We start from the raw sequence: 18,535 nt of genomic DNA, 5'->3' as shown, positions 1-18,535 counted from the left end.
CAACAACGCTTTACATACGGGGAGATTCACCATGCACCAACGTCATCCACTGGCCCGCCAGATCAGCCTCGCGCTGCTGTTGGCCGGCACCGGCAGCCAAGCTATCGCCGCCGACGAAAACAATAAAAACGAACCAGCCCTGGAAACTGTCACCGTCACCGCCCAGCATCGCGAACAGACCTTGCAGGAAGTCCCGGTCGCCGTATCGGCCATCAAAGGCACCAGCATCACTGCCGACGGTGTGCGCTCGATGGGCGACATCACCACCTTCGTGCCCAACGCCTCGGCCAAGAACCCCGACGGCGACGGCCGCCCGCGCTGGTACATCCGTGGCCTGGGCACCGGCGACACCGGTGCGGCAACGGTCTACCCAGTGGGCATCTACGCCGATGACGTGTACCTCAACGCCCCCATCGCCGGTGGCGGGCCGTTGTTCGACCTGGAACGCATCGAGATCCTGCGTGGGCCGCAAGGCACCCTGTATGGCAAGAACACCACTGCCGGTGCAGTGAACGTGATCTCGAAAAAGCCGACGTTCGACACCGATGGCTATGGCACGGTCGGCTTTGGCAGCAAGAACGAGCGCATCGTCACCGGTGCCATTGGTGGTGCGCTGGTGGATGAAAAACTGGCCGGGCGAGTAGCGCTGTATTCCGAAGAACGCGACGGTTTCCAGAACAACGACTTCGACGGCAACACTTATGGCGACGTGAACAAAAAGGCCATCCGCCTGCAGTTCCTGGCCCAGCTCAACCCCGACCTGGACGCCCTGCTCAAGCTGCACAGCCGCCAGTTCAAAGGCGACGGCAGCAATGGTTCGCTGCCGGTGGGCCGCTACTACAACGTCGGTTACGAACGCCCGCAGGGTCGCGACATTTCGCTGAACGTCAACGAAGACTACCGCCTGGACCACGACGGCGCCTCGCTGACCTTCAACTGGTACCTGGGCGACTACACGCTGACCTCGATCAGCGCCTACGACTACATCCGCAACCGCTCCACCAGCGATGCCGACTACACCCCCTACGAGGTCAACGGCGCGGCCATCACCGACAACAGCTACCGCCAGTGGTCGCAGGAGCTGCGCCTGGCCTCGCCGGAAGACCGCCCACTGCACTGGTTGGTGGGCGCCCACTACTTCCATGAAGACCTGGACAGTTCTGCCCAGCGCATCGTCACCCCCGGCCCCACGCCCAACGGTACCGGCTCGAACCAGGTGGGCACTACCGCGTTCCGCGACCTGGGCTACGATCACCGCACCGACAGCTACGCGCTGTTCGGCAACTTGACCTATGACTTCACCGATGACTTCAGCGTGACCGGCGGCCTGCGCTGGACCCAGGAGAAAAAGGACATCGACCTGGACCTGGTGCAGTTGACCCGCGCCACGGCCAACGGCCCGCTGATTCCACTGGGCGGCGTAGGCACCAACGGCAACCGTCAGGAAGACAAGACCTGGGAAGCCTGGACCTACGACCTGACCCCCGAGTACCGCATCAACGACAACCTGCGGGTGTTCTTCCGCTACGCCCACGGCTTCCGTTCGGGTGGCTTCAACACCGGGCTGTCGACCAGCCTGGCGCAATTGACCACGGTCGACCCGGAAGAACTGGATGCCTACGAACTGGGGCTGAAGTCGGAGTGGTTCGACCGTCGCCTGACCGTCAACGCCAACCTCTTCTACTACGACTACTCCGACATCCAGGTGAACCTGCTGACAGTGAACAGCGGCGTACTCACCACCGCATTGACCAACGGCGCCAAAGGCAAGGTCAAGGGCGCGGAGCTGGAGGTCGAGGGCCAGCCGACCGAGCGCCTGCACCTGCGCGCGGCGGTGTCGTTCCTGGACACCGAGTACACCGATTTCAAGAACACCAACCCCACCACCGGCGCGGTAACCGGCGACTACAGCGGCAACAGCTTCGTGCGCTCGCCACGCAACGTGGTGTCGCTGGGTGCCGACTACACCATCCCGCTGGAGGTCGGCGGCAAGCTGGTGGCCGGTGGCGACGTGAGTTTCCGCGACAAAGAGTATTTCCTGGCCGACCGCCAGAGCAGCGCCGACGAAACCCTCAGCCAGCCCCACTACACCCTGGCCAACGCGCGGCTGAGCTGGTTCAGCCATGACGACAAGCTGAGCGTGACGGGCTTCGTCAACAACCTCACCGACCGCCGCTACCAGGTGCATGGCCGGCCCAACGGCACTGCCGGGCAGTACGTGATCACCTACGGCGACCCACGCACCGTCGGGCTCAGCGTTACCAGCCGCTTCTGATTGAAAACCATTGGGCTGCTGCCACAAGGAGCCCGCGCTCCCTCTGTAGGAGCGGCCTCGCGTCGCGATGGGCTGCGCAGCAGCCCCAAGGCATCACGCCGTATAGAAGGATTACCCATGCCCCACCACACCCCCCTGGCCAGCGCCATCGCCCTGGCCATCGCCGGCCTCGCCATGCCCGCATTCGCCGCCGAACCCAACGACCGCCTCGACACCGTGGTCGTGGTCGGCACCCATCGCAGCGACGTCACCGCCCTGCAAAGCGCCGCGCCAGTCGATGTGCTGAGCGGTGAAAAACTTCAGGAAACCGGCGCCAGCGACCTGTCCGCAGCGCTTACCGCGCTGTCACCCTCGTTCAGTTTCCCGCAGTCGCCCCAAGGCGCCTTTGCTGGTTCCATTGCCCAAGGCGCCTCGCTGCGCGGCCTGGCCTCGGACCAGGTACTGGTACTGGTCAACGGCAAGCGCCGCCATACCAGCGCCAACGTCACCCGCCAGGGCCTGGTCAACGCCCGTGGTGCGGCAGCAGTGGACCTCAGCCTGATCCCGCTGTCGGCCATCGAACGGGTGGAAATCCTGCGCGACGGCGCCGCTGCGCAATACGGTTCGGACGCCATCGCCGGGGTGATCAACATCGTGCTCAAGGAGCGCGACGAAGGCGGCAACGCCGGCTACCGCTTCGGTGGCTACAAGAAAGGCGACGGTCTGCAGCGCAAACTCAGCGGTTGGAAGGGCTTTGCCCTGCCCAACGACGGTTTCCTGACCCTGGCATTCGACGCGGGCAGCCAGGACCCGGCCAGCGACACCCGCGACGACAACCGCCTGTTCTACCCAGGCTCCACCAGCATCGACACCCCGCGCGAGCAGAACAACCGCTACCGCAACTGGCGCTGGGGCTCGGGCAATGTCTCGGACCAGTACAACTTTACCGCCAACGCTGAAATGGGTTTGAGCGAAGGCTTGAGTGCCTATGGCTTCGCCACCTATGCGCACAAGAACACCGACGCCGAGAACTTCTTCGACCCGCCGACCACGTTGCGCAACAACTACGGCAGCGTAGCCCTGGCGCGCTACCCGGACGGCCGCCTGCCAGTCACCCGCTACGGCCTGGAAGACTTTGCCGTCACCGGCGGCCTGCGTTTTGAAAACGAAACCCTGGGCAACTTCGACCTGGCGCTGAACTACGGCGACAACCGCGTCGACTCCACCGACCACGACGCCATCAACCCCAGCTGGGGCACCGCCAGCCCGTCGACCATCTACACCGGCCGCCGCGAAGCCGACCAGACCAACCTGACCCTGGACTGGACCCGCGACTTCGCCAACGCCTGGCTGTTCAAGCCGCTGACCGTGTCCGCCGGGCTGGCCTGGCGTCAGGAAAACTACGACCTCAGCGAGGGCGACGCCGCCGGCTGGTCCAATGGGCCATTGTTCAACACGATCGACCCTGTCACCGGCCGGCGTATCCCCGGCTACTACTCGGGCATCACCCAGGTCGATGCGGTGTCGCTGGACCGCCGGGTGATCGGCGCCTACTTCGATGTCGAAGCCCAGGTCACCGAGAAATTCCAGGCCGGTGTGGCGGTGCGCAGCGAGCACTATTCGGACTTTGGCGACACCACCAACGGCAAGTTGTCGCTGCGTTACGACTTCACCCCGCAGATTGCCGCGCGGGCCAGCGCCAGCACCGGCTACCGCGCGCCTTCACTGGTGCAAAGCGGGCTGTCGTCGTTCAGCGTGCAGGTGGTGGAACAACCGCCGGGCAGCGGCAACTGGGTCGAGGTGCAGCAACGCACCCTGCGCGCCGACAGCCCCGAGGCCGCCTTGCTTGGCGGCAAGGCGCTGAAGCCGGAAGAGTCGACCAACTTCTCCGTGGGCCTGGTCTGGCGGCCACTGCCAAACGCGTCGGTCACACTCGATGCCTACCGCATCGACATCGACAACCGCATTACCTTGTCCGACCAGTTGCCGGCTTCGGTGGTCGGCCCGATCTTCGCCGGTACGCCCTACGCAAACATCCAGAGCGCGGCGTTCTACAGCAACATCGCCGACACCCGCACCGATGGCTTCGAGCTGGCCGGCCACTACCAACTGGACCTGACCGGCTGGGGCCGGTTGGACTTAAACGGCGGCTACGCGCGCAACAATACCCGCATCACCGGCCTGGACGACGTGGGCGGTATCCCCGGCAACCAGATCATCGGCCGCAACACCCAGGGCCTGATCGAGGACGGTACGCCCAAGGACAAGCTGACCCTCAGCGCCAACTGGCTGTATGACGGCTGGAGCGTCACCGTGGCCCAGCGCCGCTATGGCGAGTGGAAGAACCGCAACGCTGCCAACCCGACGCTGGACCAGACCTTCAGCCCGCAGTGGGTGACCGACCTTGACGTGTCATACCGTTTCGACCTGGGCCTGACCTTGTCGGCGGGTGCGATCAACCTGTTCGACAGCCACCCGGACAAGCTCAAGGGCGCACAGCTGTATGGCGTACCGAAATACTCCATCACCAGCCCGGAGGGGGCGCAGGGGGCGTTCTACTACACCAGTGTGAGTTACGATTTCTGATCTGATACCGCGCTGGCTTCTTCGCCGGCAAGCCCGCGAAGAAGCCAGCACCGATACTGCTGAATGACTGCTGCTCAAGCAGCATATCGCTGCTGCTCAAGCACCACACTCGACCTTCAGCCTCGCAATCCGGGGCTTTCTCCGCCTGGCACAGCTCTTGCGATACCCCGGTATCCTCTGTTTATCCAAGGCCAGCCATGCGCGTGCTCTCGTCCCTTTCCTGGTTCATCTCACCCCTGGCCCTGCTCACCCTCTGGGCGGCGGTGGCCAACGCTGGGCTGTTTCCGGCCAACCTGCTGATCCCGCCACTGGAGGTATGGCACAGCCTCACCGACCTGCTGGCCACCGGCGAGCTTCAGGAACACCTGGCCGGCAGCCTGTCGCGGCTGGCCCTGGGCTTTACCGGTGGTGCCCTGGCAGGCCTTGCCTTTGGCGCGGCGCTGGCCCTGTCGAAAACCGTGGAGGCCTACTGCGCCCCACTGTTCCATACCTTGCGCCAGGTGCCCAGCATCGCGCTGATCCCGATGTTCGTGCTGCTGTTCGGCGTCGACGAAACCTTCAAGGTGGTCATCGTCGCCAAGACTGCGTTCGTCCCTGTGGCACTGGCCACCTGCGAAGGCATCCGCGCGATCCCGCGCAGTCATTTCGAAGTGGCAGCGGTGTACCGCTTGCGCTGGCCCACGCTGGTAGGTCGGATTGCCCTGCCCGCTGCCGTGCCGGCCATCGTCACCGGTATTCGCGTGGCCCTGACCCGCGCCTGGGTGGTGCTGGTGGCCTGCGAACTGCTGGCGGCCGACAGCGGCCTGGGGCAGATGATCGAGATGGGCCGGCAGATGCTACGCATCGATGTGGTGATGGTCGGCGTGGTACTGACCGGGCTGATCGGCTTTGCCCTGGATTTCACCTTGCGCCGTGTGGAACGGCGCCTTTCTGCCTGGCAAAACCGCTGAGGAGGATGAGATGAAACTGCAGAACATACGTGGCCTGGTGTTACCGCTGTTGCTGCTCGGTGCATGGGAATATGCCTCGCGCCAGGGGGCGGCCGGTGCCTATGCCTTCGTGCCACTGGCCCAAGTGGGCACGGCACTGACCGAGCTGCTGGGCAGCGGTGAATTGCTGGTCAACCTGTGGGCGAGCCTGCTGCGCACCTGCAGCGGCCTGGCCATCGGCATTGTCGGCGGTGTCGGCCTGGGGGCACTGATGGCCCTGTCCGCACCGGCCAACCGCCTGATCGCGCCGCTGTTCCATGCCCTGCGCCAGGTACCGATGCTGGGCTGGATCCCGCTGATTGCCTTGTGGCTCGGTAATGGAGAAGGCGCCAAGCTGTTGATCGTCAGTCTGGCGGCGTTGTACCCCATGGTGCTGAACACCTTCGAAAGCCTGCGCCAGGTCACTGCCCAGCACCGAGAAGCCGCGCAGGTACTGATGCTCAGCCGCTGGCAGCAACTGTGGTTGATCCTGCTGCCGGCGGCTCTGCCTGGCATTGCCGCCGGGGTGCTGCAGGCCTTGGCCTTCGCCTGGGTAACTTCGGTGGGCAGCGAACTGTTCCTGTCCGCTGGTGCCGGCCTTGGCAGCCTGATGATGAATGCCGAAGCCACCGCACGCATGGAGATCATCGTGGTCTGCGTGCTGTGCATCGGCCTGAGTGGCTACCTGATGTCCTGGCTGTGCACCCTGCTCACCCGCCGCCTGCTGCGCTGGCGCACCAACCATTGAAAGGCCCAACCATGAACGCCATCGCCCACGCTTTACCCACCACCGCCAGCACTGGCGCGCTGACCATTCGCGGCCTGAACAAGGCGTACCCGCTCAAAGGCAAGCCGGTACCGGTGCTCGAAGGCATCGACCTGGCCATTCGCCCTGGCGAATTCGTCAGCATCCTCGGCGCCAGTGGCTGTGGCAAATCCACCCTGCTGCGGCTGATTGTCGGGCTCGATCAGGACTACCAGGGGCAGATCCTGCTGGACCAGCAACCCGTGCGCGGGCCAGGCCTGGAGCGCGGCATCGTGTTCCAGGACCACCGCCTGTTCCCTTGGATGACCCTGCAGCAAAACATTGCCCTGGCCTTGAAAAACCATGCGCTACCGGCGCTGGAGAAGAACCGCCTGGTGGCCGAGCACATCGACCTGGTGGGCCTGAGTGGTTACGAGCAGGCCTACCCGCACCAGTTGTCCGGCGGCATGGCCCAACGCGCGGCGATTGCCCGTGCCCTGGTGAACAAGCCCAAGGTGCTGTTGCTGGACGAACCGCTTGGCGCCCTGGATGCACTGACCCGAGTGCGCTTGCAACAGGAGTTGCAGCGCATTTGGGTACAGGAGCGCTGCACGGTGATCATGGTGACCCACGACATCGAAGAAGCGTTGTACCTGGGCGACCGGGTGATCGTCATGGATGCACACCCAGGGCGCATTCGCGAGGACCTGCGTATCGACCTGCCGCACCCGCGCCAGCGCGATAGCCAGGTGTTGCAGGGGTACAAGCAACGGTTGCTGGGAGAACTGGTGGGGCAATGAGCCGGGGGCCGCTGTGCGGCCCCCGGCCTTTGACACCAACAGCTTTGCCTTCAGGCCCTCAACCCGCCAGGATGAAGTCCGCTGCAGTCACCGTGGTTGCATCCGCCACCCCCACCAGGCGGATGGAGTCGGCAGCGCCGATGCTGACCAGCGTATCGGCACCCACATCGGCGATGGTAACGCTGGCGGCAAAGGTAGCCGCGGTGATGTTGAGGGCGGTGATGTCCAGCCGATCCTGGCCACCCGCCGCAATGGCATCGAAGTTGATGATCAGGTCGTTGCCGAAGCCGGCCGCGAACTGGAACACGTCGTTGCCGTCGGTTGCCATCATGGTGTCGTTGCCGGCACCACCCACCACCGTATCGTTACCGCCCGCACCGTTGAGGAAGTCGTTACCGGCCCCCCCGATCAAGGTGTCGGTGCCGACATCACCGAACAGCGTGTCGTTGCCATCGCCGCCCTGCAACGAGTCGTTGCCATTGCCACCGTCCAGGCTGTCATCGCCAGCACCACCCAGCAACGTGTCGTTACCGGCGTCCCCCAGCAGCGTGTCGTTGCCATCGCCACCATCGAGGCTGTCATCGCCACCACCACCGTTCAGGCGGTCGGCACCCAGGCCGCCGAACAGCTGATCGTTGCCGGCGTCGCCGTTGAGGGTGTCGTTGCCAGCGTTGCCGTTGAGGATGTCGTTGCCACCGTCGCCGGCGAGCGTGTCATTGCCCGCCGCGCCGTTGATGATGTTGGCCAGGCCGTTACCAGTGCCGCTGAAGTTACCCACCCCGGTGTAGGTGAGGTTCTCGACGTTGGCGGCCATGGTGTAGCTGGCCAACGTGGTACGCACCAGGTCAGTCCCTGCCCCAGTGGCTTCGACCACGACGTCGCCGGCATTATCCACCACATAGGTGTCGTTGCCCACGCCACCCACCAGGCGGTCGGCACCCGCACCGCCGTTGAGCAGGTCGTTGCCGGCGCCACCGGTGATGGTGTTTGCCAGCGCGTTCCCGGTACCGGTGAAGGCACTGCTGCCGGTGTAGGTCAGGTTTTCGACGTTGGCGCCCAAGGTGTAGCTGGCCAGGCTGGTCTGAACCAGGTCGGTACCACCGTTCAGTGCTTCGGTTACCGTGTCACCGACGTTATCGACCACGAAGGTATCGTTACCGGCACCGCCGTTCATCACATCCGCACCCAGCCCGCCGTTGAGGATGTCGTTGCCATCTTCACCGTTGAGCAGGTCTGCGTCGTCCCCCCCGTTGAGGGTGTCATTGCCGACACCCCCGAACAGCTGGTCGGCACCGGCCAGGCCATTGAGGATGTCATTGCCGCCCAGGCCCGAAATCACGTCGTTGCCCGCACCACCGGTCAGGGTGTTGGCAGCGTTGGTACCCGTCAGCACCACGCCTGGCGGCACGGTCACTGCTGCGGTGGCCGCCGAGGTCAGCGACTCCAGGGTGCCAAAGCCATCGGTGTAACGCACGATCACCCGCAACTGCTGGTTTCCCTGGGCGAAGCCCGGCGTAAAGGTGGCCGCAGTGGCGCCGGCAATGTTGGCGAAGGTGCCGCCCGTGCCTTGCTGCCACTGGAAGCTGAAGGCACCTAAACCATCGAGGTCGGCGATACCGCCCGTGAGCGCGGTAAGTGTCTGGCCCTGGTCTGGCGTGGTGTCGCTGATCAGCACGGCACCGGTCGGTGCATCGTTGACGTTGGCCACCGGGTCGAGGATGTCGGAGGCGACACTTTCGTGCACGCCGAAGTCATCCACGTAGCTGACCACCACCCGCATGTTCTGCCCCACTTGCGCCTGGGTCAGGACAAAGGTGCTGCTGATGGCACCGGCAATGTTGACCCAGCCCACACCCCGGTTGGACTGCCACTGGAAGGTGAACTGTGGGTTGCTCAGGCCATCGGCATCGACGATGGTCGCCGGGTTGGCGGTGAGCGTCTGGTTCTGCACCAGCAGCCCGGTCACGGCTGGCCCGGCGCTTGGCGCGCTGTTGGGCGACGAATCGACGATTTCCAGTGTGCCCTTGGCGTCCTGGTACACCGCACGTACACGGATGCTCAGGCCCGCCACATCGTCCGTGACCCGGTAGGTCGTGCCAATGGCCCGCGAAACTTCGCCAGCGGCAACAAAGGTGATGTCTTCATACACCCCCGAGCCTGGCAGGTTCTCGACTTGCCAGTAATACGCCACAGGGCCGTTGACTGCGCCGGTCAGGTTAGCCGCGCTCACGTTGTCGGCATCATGCACCGCCAACGGTGTTACCCGCAGCAGTTGGCCAGTGACCGGTGTGTCGTCACGCACCCCGGTAGCATCGTCAAGAATCACCAGGTGCCCCGTCGGGCCGGCGTTCACGGCGGTACCCACGCCGGAGGCCTGCGAGCGGTCAGAGAACTGCAGCCGCTCGATACCGGTCAGGTGGTCGACACCATCGCGCCCGGCCACCAGGTCGGTGACGATCACCGCGTTGCCATCGACCACCACGCTGTAATCGGTGGCAACCCCCGAAAACACCGCCGTGTCATAGTTGTCGGTGCCGTTGAGGATCTCCCGTACGATCACTAGCTGGCCGGGATTGTAGGTGCCATTGAGCATGAACGGCACCATCGGTTCCATGCTGTCGAAGCTGGCGATTTCAGGGCCCGTGCCATCGTGATTGGCGCGTACGCTGATGCGTACGTTCAGCCATTTGTCGCCGTCGAGGATGTCATCGCCGCCACGGCCTTCGATCAGGTCGCTGCCGCTGCCACCGAGGATGATGTTGCCGCCATCGTAGAATGTCGCACCCGCCGCCAGCAGGCTGGACAGGCCGTTGATCAGGCTGATGTTGGTCAGCACGCTGCCCGTGGCGCCATTGGTCGGCAAGCTGGCGGCATCTTCGTTGTCACCGCGCAGGAAGTCGCCATGGGCCGAACCCGACAGGCCTTCCATGATGTCGAAGCGCACCAGTGCCGAAGCGCCCGAACCCGGTACTGGCGGCACATCGAAGAAGCGGTCGCTGTAGTCGATGGTCACGCCTTGGGCCAGGCCCTTGAAGGTGGCCCAGTCGTAGCCCGAGCCGCCGATATAGCGGTCGCCGAAGCCCAAACTGCCGACCATGATGTCATCGCCGCCTTCACCGTTGAACTTGTCGTTCTCGTTACCGCCGATGAACACGTCGTTGCCGATGATCGGGTCGTTGCCCAACGGGTCGAAGTTATCGCCAGGCGCACCGTCCGAGGTGCCCTTCTCGATCCAGTCGTCGCCTTCGTTACCCATGTCCTGCTCGTTGGCCTTGCTGCCCAGGATAAAGTCGTTGCCCTGGCCGCCGATGGCTTCGGAGGCGTCTTCACCGGTGACGATGAAGTCGTTGCCGAAACCGCCGATGATCAGGTTGACGCCATTGCCGCCGTGCAGCACATCGTTGCCGTCGCCGCCCTGGATGTTGTCGTCACCGCCCATGTCGCTGATGATGTCGTCGCCGGCACCACCGCGCAGCTGGTCGTTGCCGTCACCGCCCTCGATGCGGTCGTTGCCGGCATCGCCCCAGACCGTGTCGTCACCCTCGCTGGACACCAGGATGTCGTCACCGTTGGTGCCGCCCAGCACGATGTGCTCGGCACCGGCATAGCGGATGTAGTTGCTGTCCGGGCCAGCCGTCAGCGGGCTGTCGCGGAACACCACCTGTTCGCCGTTTTCGCCCAGTGGGTCGGCATGACCAAGGCCGTCGTTGTATTGCTTGCTCTGGTCCAGCTCCAGGTACAAGCCTGGGTCGGAGAACACCAGGCCCGGCAGGTGGGCGGCCGAGGTGTTGGCCATGATCAGCTTGGCGAACGAGTTGCTTTCCAGCTCGGCGTTCATCGACAGGCCAGAGGTGCGCTCCAGGTAGTAGAAGCGGTCACCGTCCTGCAGTTTCTCCATCTGGTTTTCGAACACGAAGTTGAAGGTGCTGCCGAGCATGCCACCGAACGGGGTCTTCTCTTCGGCCAGGCCGCCGATCCACAGGTCGATGGCATCGACACCGGTGATGGTGACGGCCTTCAGGTCGTCGGCAGTACCCAGCACACCGTCCTTGCCGGGCAGCGTCACGTTGGCCCAGGCGCCACTGCTGTTGAGGAAGTCCAGGCGGTCGGCCGGCGCACCCTCGCCGCCGAACACCAGGGCCATGGCCGCAGCGCGTTTTTCCAGCAATGTGGTGGCCCCGGTGATGCTGCTGTGGGTGCCATAGGCCGCGATGAAGTTGATCAGCGACTCAGGGTGCTTCAGGTGCTGCACCAGGTCGACCCAGCTGGTGTACGGCTTGAGCTGGGTATCACCGGTTTGCCCGTAGACATCACGGCGCACGGCGTTCAGCGAAGGGATGCCAACGTCGCGACCACGGGCGATGTTGATCGCTGGCAGGTCCAACGGCAGGCCGAGCAGGTTGTTGCGCAGCGCTTCGGTGACGAACTCGTCGATCTCGTTACCGCCCTGGCGGGTGACGCCACGCACGATGGCGCTGGTGGCGTCCTCGGGGGTAACGCCACTGGCGGCATACGCCAGCGGGTTGAGGAACGCGGCGATCAGGCCCAGTTGCTGGTCGGGGTTGGCGCTGGCCGGGTCCTTGATGACGTTGAAGTCGATGTCGAAGCGGTCGACAGTCTCGGTCAGCATGGAGTGGCCGAAACGGTACACGGTGTGGGCGAACTCGGCCACGATCGACGCGTCGAGGTCGACGTCGTACACCTGGGTCGGGGCAAAGAACAGGTCGACCCGTGGCTGCACGGTACGGGCGAACTCCTCGAACACCAGATGCTGGTATTGCATCTCGGTACCGAACTTGGCCGCCTGGAACAACCGCTCGCCGTTCCATACCAGTGCGTCGATCTCGGCCGGGGTGACCGGCAATGCGGTGACCGGGTTGAGCAGCCATTCGTTGAGGAACGCCAGATCGTGCGAGTCGAGCACGGTGTCCATGGTCTGCGCCACCAGCCGGTTGTGCTCGGCGTGGAAGATCGCATGCACGGCAGTCAGGCCGATGTTCTCGTTGACCCGACCGTCGCCGGCGATGTAGTGCGCATCCAGCAGTTCGTTGTCGTAGGCCAGGTTGGCACCGGTCTGCGGGTTGACCGGCACGGCGTTGCCAACGGCGTTGTCGGCGTCCGGCGCCAATACCCCACCACTGAACACCGGCACAGCATTGTGGGCAATGTCGGCGAGGAACTGGTGCCCGGTACGCACGGCGTTGGTGAGGCTGATCGGCGCCAACGGGTTGCCTTCGACCTGCTGGTCATCGGCCGTGCCGGCAATGCCGTCGACGCCCTTCATCACCACCATCGGGTAGCCGTTCGGCCCCTTGATGAAGTTGCCGTAGGCGTCGGTGGCCAGCAGCGGCACGTTGTCGACGTCGGCATCGGTCAGGTTGATGCCGAGCAGGTCACGGGCCTGGGCCTTGACCACCTTCCAGGTCGCCATGCCGCCGATTTCGGTATCGTCGGCGGTGCCGAACTTGCCATCGGCGCCCAGGTCGCGGTTGGTGATCAGCCGGCCAGTGGCAACGGGGCCGTCGTCGGTCATCACATAGGCACGCAGGAACACCTGGTGCGAAGGGTGCGAGCTGTAGGTCTGGTTCTGGTCAACGAACGGCGTAGTGGTGTTGGTGTGCTCGTGGATATCGTCGGCGTTGCCGAGGATGCCATCCGGCCCTGGCAGGTTGGTGGCACGGGTCACCACCATGAAGTTGGTGAAACCACCCTCCACGTACAGCGGGTCATCCGGTTGCAGCGGGATGTAGATGGTACCCGAGCCGCCCTTGGTGACCAGGTCCAGGCCATGGTCGAAGAACTGCCCGAAGAACGTCATCCAGGCGTTGAACGGCGCGGACAGGCCGGCATCGGCAGCGGTGTTCTCGAACAGGTACACATCGTGGTCGTCCGTGGTGCCGAACTGGCCATCCATACCTGGGCTGGCGACGATGCGTACGCCATCCTTGAGCACGTCGTCGTTGCCAGGCGCGCCGAAGTTGAGCACGCCATCGGCACCTGGGTCATAGGCGGTGGCATAAGCTGCCGGGTTATTGGAGGTCTGGTCGACGATCAGGTTGCTGATGGTGCGCGGCTGCGAGTCGAACACCGGGCCGCTGGTCTGCTGGTACGACGAGCCGGGAATGGCCGGCGAGCCAGGGCCGAAGAAGCCGGCCGGGGCGCCTTCCGCGGGGTTGAACACCGGGTCGGTCAAGCGCGGGAAGACATTGTCGGCGGCACCGAACTGGGTGTTGTTGTGGCCATTGAGGTTCATCAGGTTGTTGTTCGAGCCATCGACCGCCCGCAGGCCCAGGGGCGCGCGGATGTTGGGGATCAACGAGAGGATGTCCTGCCCGGCGGCATCGGCCTCGGCGATCTTGATCTGGGCCAGGATGAAGTTGAGGTCGGAGCGCACCATGTGCAACCCCTCCCCCCCTGCCGTGGCGTCCACCACCGGGGTGGCCGGCGTCGGCACCACGGGCGCACCGGGCTGCACAACGGCCGTTGGCGCAGAGAACAGCACTTCGGTGGTGCCATGGGCGTCTTGGTAGATCGCCTTGACCCGCAGGCTCAGCCCGGCCAGGTCTGGCGATACCTTGAACGAGGTGCCATCGGCGCTCTGGAATGCCAAGTCGCCGGCCGGCAGCAGGATGATGTCCTGGAACACACCGCTACTGGGATCCGCCTCGAACTGCCAGTAGTACGACACCGAGCGGTCGGCCAGCGTACCCAGCGGGTTGCCTGCGCTGATGTTGTCGGCGTCACGCACACCGGCCACGCTCACCGTAAGCAGATCACCTACCGTAATGGCAGCACCGTTGCCATCGGTGATGGTCGGGCTGCCCGTGGGTTGTGCGTTCACGCCTGTCACCAGCACGCGCTGGCTGTCGGCGAACTGCAGGCGTTCGATATGCAGCAGTGTATCGACGCCATCGCGGCCCGCCACGGTGTCGGTCACCGTCCACACATCATCGGCAACATCGGCCGTGCCTTTGGTGTTCTGGCTCACTACATATTCGCTTTGCACCCCCGAGAAAATGGCAGTGTCAAAGGCCGCGCCGCCCGTCGAGGTGCCAGGCAAAATTTCACGCACAGCCTTCAGCTGGCCTGGGTTGTAGGTGCGATCGAGCATGAACGGGATCATGTCGACCATGCTGTCGAAGCTGGCGATTTCGGGGCCGGTGTGGTTGACGTCACCCGGCGCGTACACGGCAATGCGCACGTTCAGCCATTTGTCACCGTCGATCAGGTCATCGCCGCCTCGGCCTTCGATCAGGTCGCTGCCATTGCCACCGAGCATGATGTTACCGGTGGCAAAGCCCGTGGTAGGCAAGCCCGCATCGGCCAGGAACTGCTGCAGGCCACGAATCAGCGCCACGTTGGTCAGGGCGCTACCGGTGGCGCCACCATGGTTGAGGATGGTCACGGCATCGACATCATCGCCCTTGAGCACGTCGGCGTAGTTGGAACCGGACACCCCTTCGACCTCGGCAAAGCGGTCGAGGATACTGGCCGGCGAAGCACCGACCGGGTTGAACACGCCGGCGTTCTGGTTCGGTGCATTGCCATGGGGCTGGGCCAATGCGGCCAGGCTCAGGTCCACGGTGACACCGACCTTGTCGTTCTTGTTGGTAATCCAGTCGAAGCCGGACATGCCGTCCATCTTGTCCTGGGCATCGCTGCCGACGAAGATATCGTCGCCGCCCTCACCGATCATTTCGTCGAAGCCACCGCCACCGACGAAAATGTCGTTGCCGACCACTTCGTCACCCAGCAGCGGTGCAAAGTTGTCGCCGGGCGCACCGTCCTGGGTGCCCTTCTCGATCCAGTCGTCACCCTCGTTGCCGGTCGGTGGCAGGTTGGTCTTGGCGCCGAGGATGAAGTCGTCGCCCTGGCCGCCGAAGGTGGTGGAAATGTCTTCGGTGGTGATGATGAAATCCTGGCCGTCACCGCCCAGGATCAGGTTGCCGGCTGCCAGCATGCTGCCGGCGACGATCACGTCGTTACCGGCGTTGCCCTCAAGACGGTTGTCGCCGAACGAGTCGGTGATGATGTCGTCGCCGGCACCGCCCAACACCGCATCGTTGCCCGCACCGCCTTCAAGCACGTCGTCACCGGCATCGCCATAGACGGTATCGTCGCCGTCGCCAGAGATGATGATGTCGTTGCCGGAGGTGCCACCCAGCACCACGTGATCTTCGCCGGTGTAATGCAGATAGTTGCTGTCTGGCCCGACGGTGTCGGGGTTGTCGCGAATCACCAGCGGTACGATTTCCACGCCGTTGATCTCGATGCCGCCAGTCGGGTCGGCCTTGCCGTCGGCGCCCAGCCCGGTGAACTGGTTGGCCTGGTTGACTTCGAGGGTGAAGGTCGGCGTGAGGAACACGGTATTGGACAGGTGGGTCACGTCGGAGTTGAGCATGATCAGCTTGGCAAAGGAGTTGTTTTCCAGTTCCGTCCCGAAGTTCATGCCCGCCGTGCGCGACAGGTAGTAGAAGCGGTCGCCGTTCTGCAGCGCTTCCAGCTGGGTCTCGAAGACGAAGTTGAAGCTGGAACCCAGCATGCCGCCAAAGGGCATTTTTTTCTCGGCCAGGCCGCCGACCCAGAAGTCGATGGCATCGACCCCGCTGACCGTCACCCCGGCAATATCGTCAGCCGTGCCGGCGATGCCGTCTTTGCCGGCCAGCGTCACGTTGGCCCAGGCACCGGTGCTGTTGAGGAAGTCCAGGCGGTCGGCCGGCGCACCCGCGCCGCCAAGCACCAGCGCCACCGCGGCAGCCCGCTTGGCCGCTTCGGTGGTGGCCCCGGTGATGCTGCTGTGGGTACCGTAGGCGGCGATGAAGTTGATCAGCGAGGCCGGGTGCTTGAGGTGGTCGGCAAAGTCGGCCCAACTGATGTAGGCCTTGAGCTGGCTGTCACCGGTAGCGCCATAGAACTCGCGGCGCGCCTCGTTCAGGCTGGGGATGCCGGTGTCGCGGCCACGGGCGATGTTCAGCGCCGGCAGGTCGAGCGGCAAGCCGAGCAGGTTGTTGCGCAGGGCTTCGGTGACGAACTCGTCGATTTCATTGCCCAGCTGGCGGGTAACGCCGCGAATGATCGCGCCTGCCGCTTCGTCGGCGGTGGCACCGCTGCCGGCGAATGCCAATGGGTTGAGGAACGCGGCGATCAGGCCCAGTTGCTGGTCAGGGTTGGCTGGGTCGCCGGAGACTGGGTTGAACGATGGGTCGAAGCGGTCGACAGTTTCGGTGAGCATCGAGTGGCCGAAGCGGTACACCACATGCGCGAATTCGGCGAGGATGGCCGGGTTGATCGAGGTGTCGTAGCCATTGGGGGCGAGGAACTCGTCGATCTGCGGCTGGATGGTGCGAGCGAACTCTTCGAACACCAGGTGCTGATACTGCATTTCGGTGCCGAACTTGGCGGCCTGGAACAGCCGCTCGCCGTCCCACACTAGGGCGGCGATGCCGGCGGGCGTGGTGGGGATGGCGATGACGTCATCGATCAGCCATTCGTTGAGGAACGCCAGGTCGCCTGCGGCCAACAGGGTGTCCTTGGTCTGCTGCACCAGGCGGTTGTGCTCGGAGTGGAACACGTGGTGCACGGCGGTCAGGCCGATGTTTTCGTTGACCCGGCCGTCGCCTGCGATGTAGTGGGCGTCGAGCAGTTCGTTGTCGTAGGTCAGGTTGTTGCCGCCTGGGCCCACTGGCTGCACGTTGCCGACGGCGCTGTCGGCGTCGGCTTGCAGTACCCCGCCAACCTTCACCGGCTCGGCATTGTGGGCGATATCGTCGAGGAAGCCATGCCCGGTACTCACGGCATTGGCCAAGCTGATGGGCGCGGCGCGGTTGCCTTCGACCAGCGTCGTGACGTCGTCGGCGGTACCGGCGATGCCATCGGCGCCGTTGTTCACGCGCATGACCACCTGCGGCATGCCGTTGGGCCCACGCAGGAAGTTGCCGTAGGCATCGGTGGCCAGCAGCGGCACGCTATGCACATCGGCGTCGGTGAGGTTGATGCCCAGCAGGTCGCGCGCCTGGGCCTTGACCACCGCCCAGGTGGCCATGCCGCCATTTTCGCTGTTGCCGTCGTCGGCAGTGCCGAATTTGCCGTCCGCGCCAAGGTCGCGGTTGGTGATCAGCCGGCCGGTTGCCACCGGGTCACCTGCGGCGTCGAGCATGTACTCACGCAGGAACACCTGGTGCGAGGGGTGCGAGCTGTAGGTCTGGCTTTGGTCGACGAAAGGCGAGGTGGTGTTGGGCTGGCCATCATCGGCGGTGCCCACCACGCCATCGGCGCCGGCGGTGCGTACGGCGCGTGACAACACCATGAAGTTGGTCGGGCTGCTGGCGTTGTACAGCGGGTCGTCCGGGCGCAGCGGGATGAACACGATGTCGGTACTGCTCTTGGTGACCAGGTCCAGGCCATGGTCGAAAAACTGGCCGAAGAAGGTCATCCAGGCATTGAAACCGGCAGTCAGGCCCACGTCCGGCGACACGTTGGGGATGAAGAACACCGGTTTGTCGTCGGCGGTGCCGAACACCCCGTCGATGCCGGGGCTCATTACCGGGGCGGCGCCCCCGTTGGCCTCGACTGCAGCCGGGTTGTTCGCCGTCTGGTCGACGATCAGGTTGCTGATGGTACGGGGCTGTGAATCGACGACATTGCCGGTGCCTACATAGTTGGCACGGTAGGAGGCATCGAGCAGACGCAGGAATGAGTTGTCGGCGGCACCGAACTCGCTTTGTCCGGCCACCAGGTTGTTGTAGCTGCCGTCGACGGTGCGCAGGCCAAATGGCACCTGGCTGTTGGGCAGCAGGTCGATCAGGCTGGCGCCATCTGCGTGGGCTTCGGCGATGAAGATTTGTTTGAGAATGAATTCCAGGTCCGACTTGCTGAAATTGGCCATTGCAATTGCCCTCGATCTTTCGGGAGAAATCACAGGGCAACAGGGTCCATCCCGCGCCCAGTCAGTGTTGACGTGCGCAGTATCTGGTCATGGGTTCTGGGGACAGGTGGGCGGTGCAGTACGGGCGCCACTGGCCTCATCGCCGGCAAGCCGGCCCCCGCTGACACAGCGGAGGCCTTGTTAATTGTGCGAAACAGCGGTGTAACGCACATGTATCGGCCCCAGCTCGCACAGGGCCCGAATACATCAGACTAAAGTCGTAGGCGAAAAGCTTGTCAATATCCCGTCAAAAATATC

At 64.3% G+C, this 18,535-nt stretch carries 6 protein-coding genes; 5 read left to right on the top strand and 1 reads right to left on the bottom strand.

What is annotated here, in order from left to right; translation table 11 throughout:
• Positions 1-31 precede the first annotated feature (31 nt).
• From Q9451_RS13710 to Q9451_RS13690, 5 genes are all read left to right on the top strand, one after another.
• Positions 32-2,275 carry a TonB-dependent receptor gene (locus tag Q9451_RS13710; protein WP_012272969.1) on the top strand — a complete coding sequence of 748 codons (2,244 nt, stop codon included), beginning with the start codon at positions 32-34 and terminating at the stop codon, positions 2,273-2,275.
• Between the two features lie 117 nt (positions 2,276-2,392).
• Positions 2,393-4,840: a TonB-dependent receptor gene (locus Q9451_RS13705; protein ID WP_012272970.1), complete on the top strand. Its 2,448-nt coding sequence runs from the start codon at positions 2,393-2,395 to the stop codon at positions 4,838-4,840.
• A gap of 197 nt (positions 4,841-5,037) precedes the next feature.
• Complete coding sequence (locus Q9451_RS13700; RefSeq protein WP_012272971.1) at positions 5,038-5,790, top strand: ABC transporter permease; 753 nt, start codon at positions 5,038-5,040, stop codon at positions 5,788-5,790.
• Positions 5,791-5,800: 10 nt separating this feature from the next.
• A complete protein-coding gene (locus tag Q9451_RS13695) occupies positions 5,801-6,556 on the top strand; it encodes an ABC transporter permease (RefSeq protein WP_012272972.1) in 756 nt (251 codons plus the stop codon).
• A gap of 11 nt (positions 6,557-6,567) precedes the next feature.
• Positions 6,568-7,353: an ABC transporter ATP-binding protein gene (locus Q9451_RS13690; protein ID WP_012272973.1), complete on the top strand. Its 786-nt coding sequence runs from the start codon at positions 6,568-6,570 to the stop codon at positions 7,351-7,353.
• Between the two features lie 58 nt (positions 7,354-7,411).
• Here the strand turns inward: Q9451_RS13690 and Q9451_RS13685 are convergent, their stop codons facing one another.
• A complete protein-coding gene (locus Q9451_RS13685) occupies positions 7,412-18,238 on the bottom strand; it encodes a peroxidase family protein (RefSeq protein WP_345960953.1) in 10,827 nt (3,608 codons plus the stop codon).
• Positions 18,239-18,535 lie beyond the last annotated feature (297 nt).

This window comes from Pseudomonas sp. NY8896, assembly GCF_039634505.1.
The sequence above is the reverse complement of the archived record's forward strand: the minus strand, read 5'-3'. Positions and strand labels throughout refer to the sequence as shown.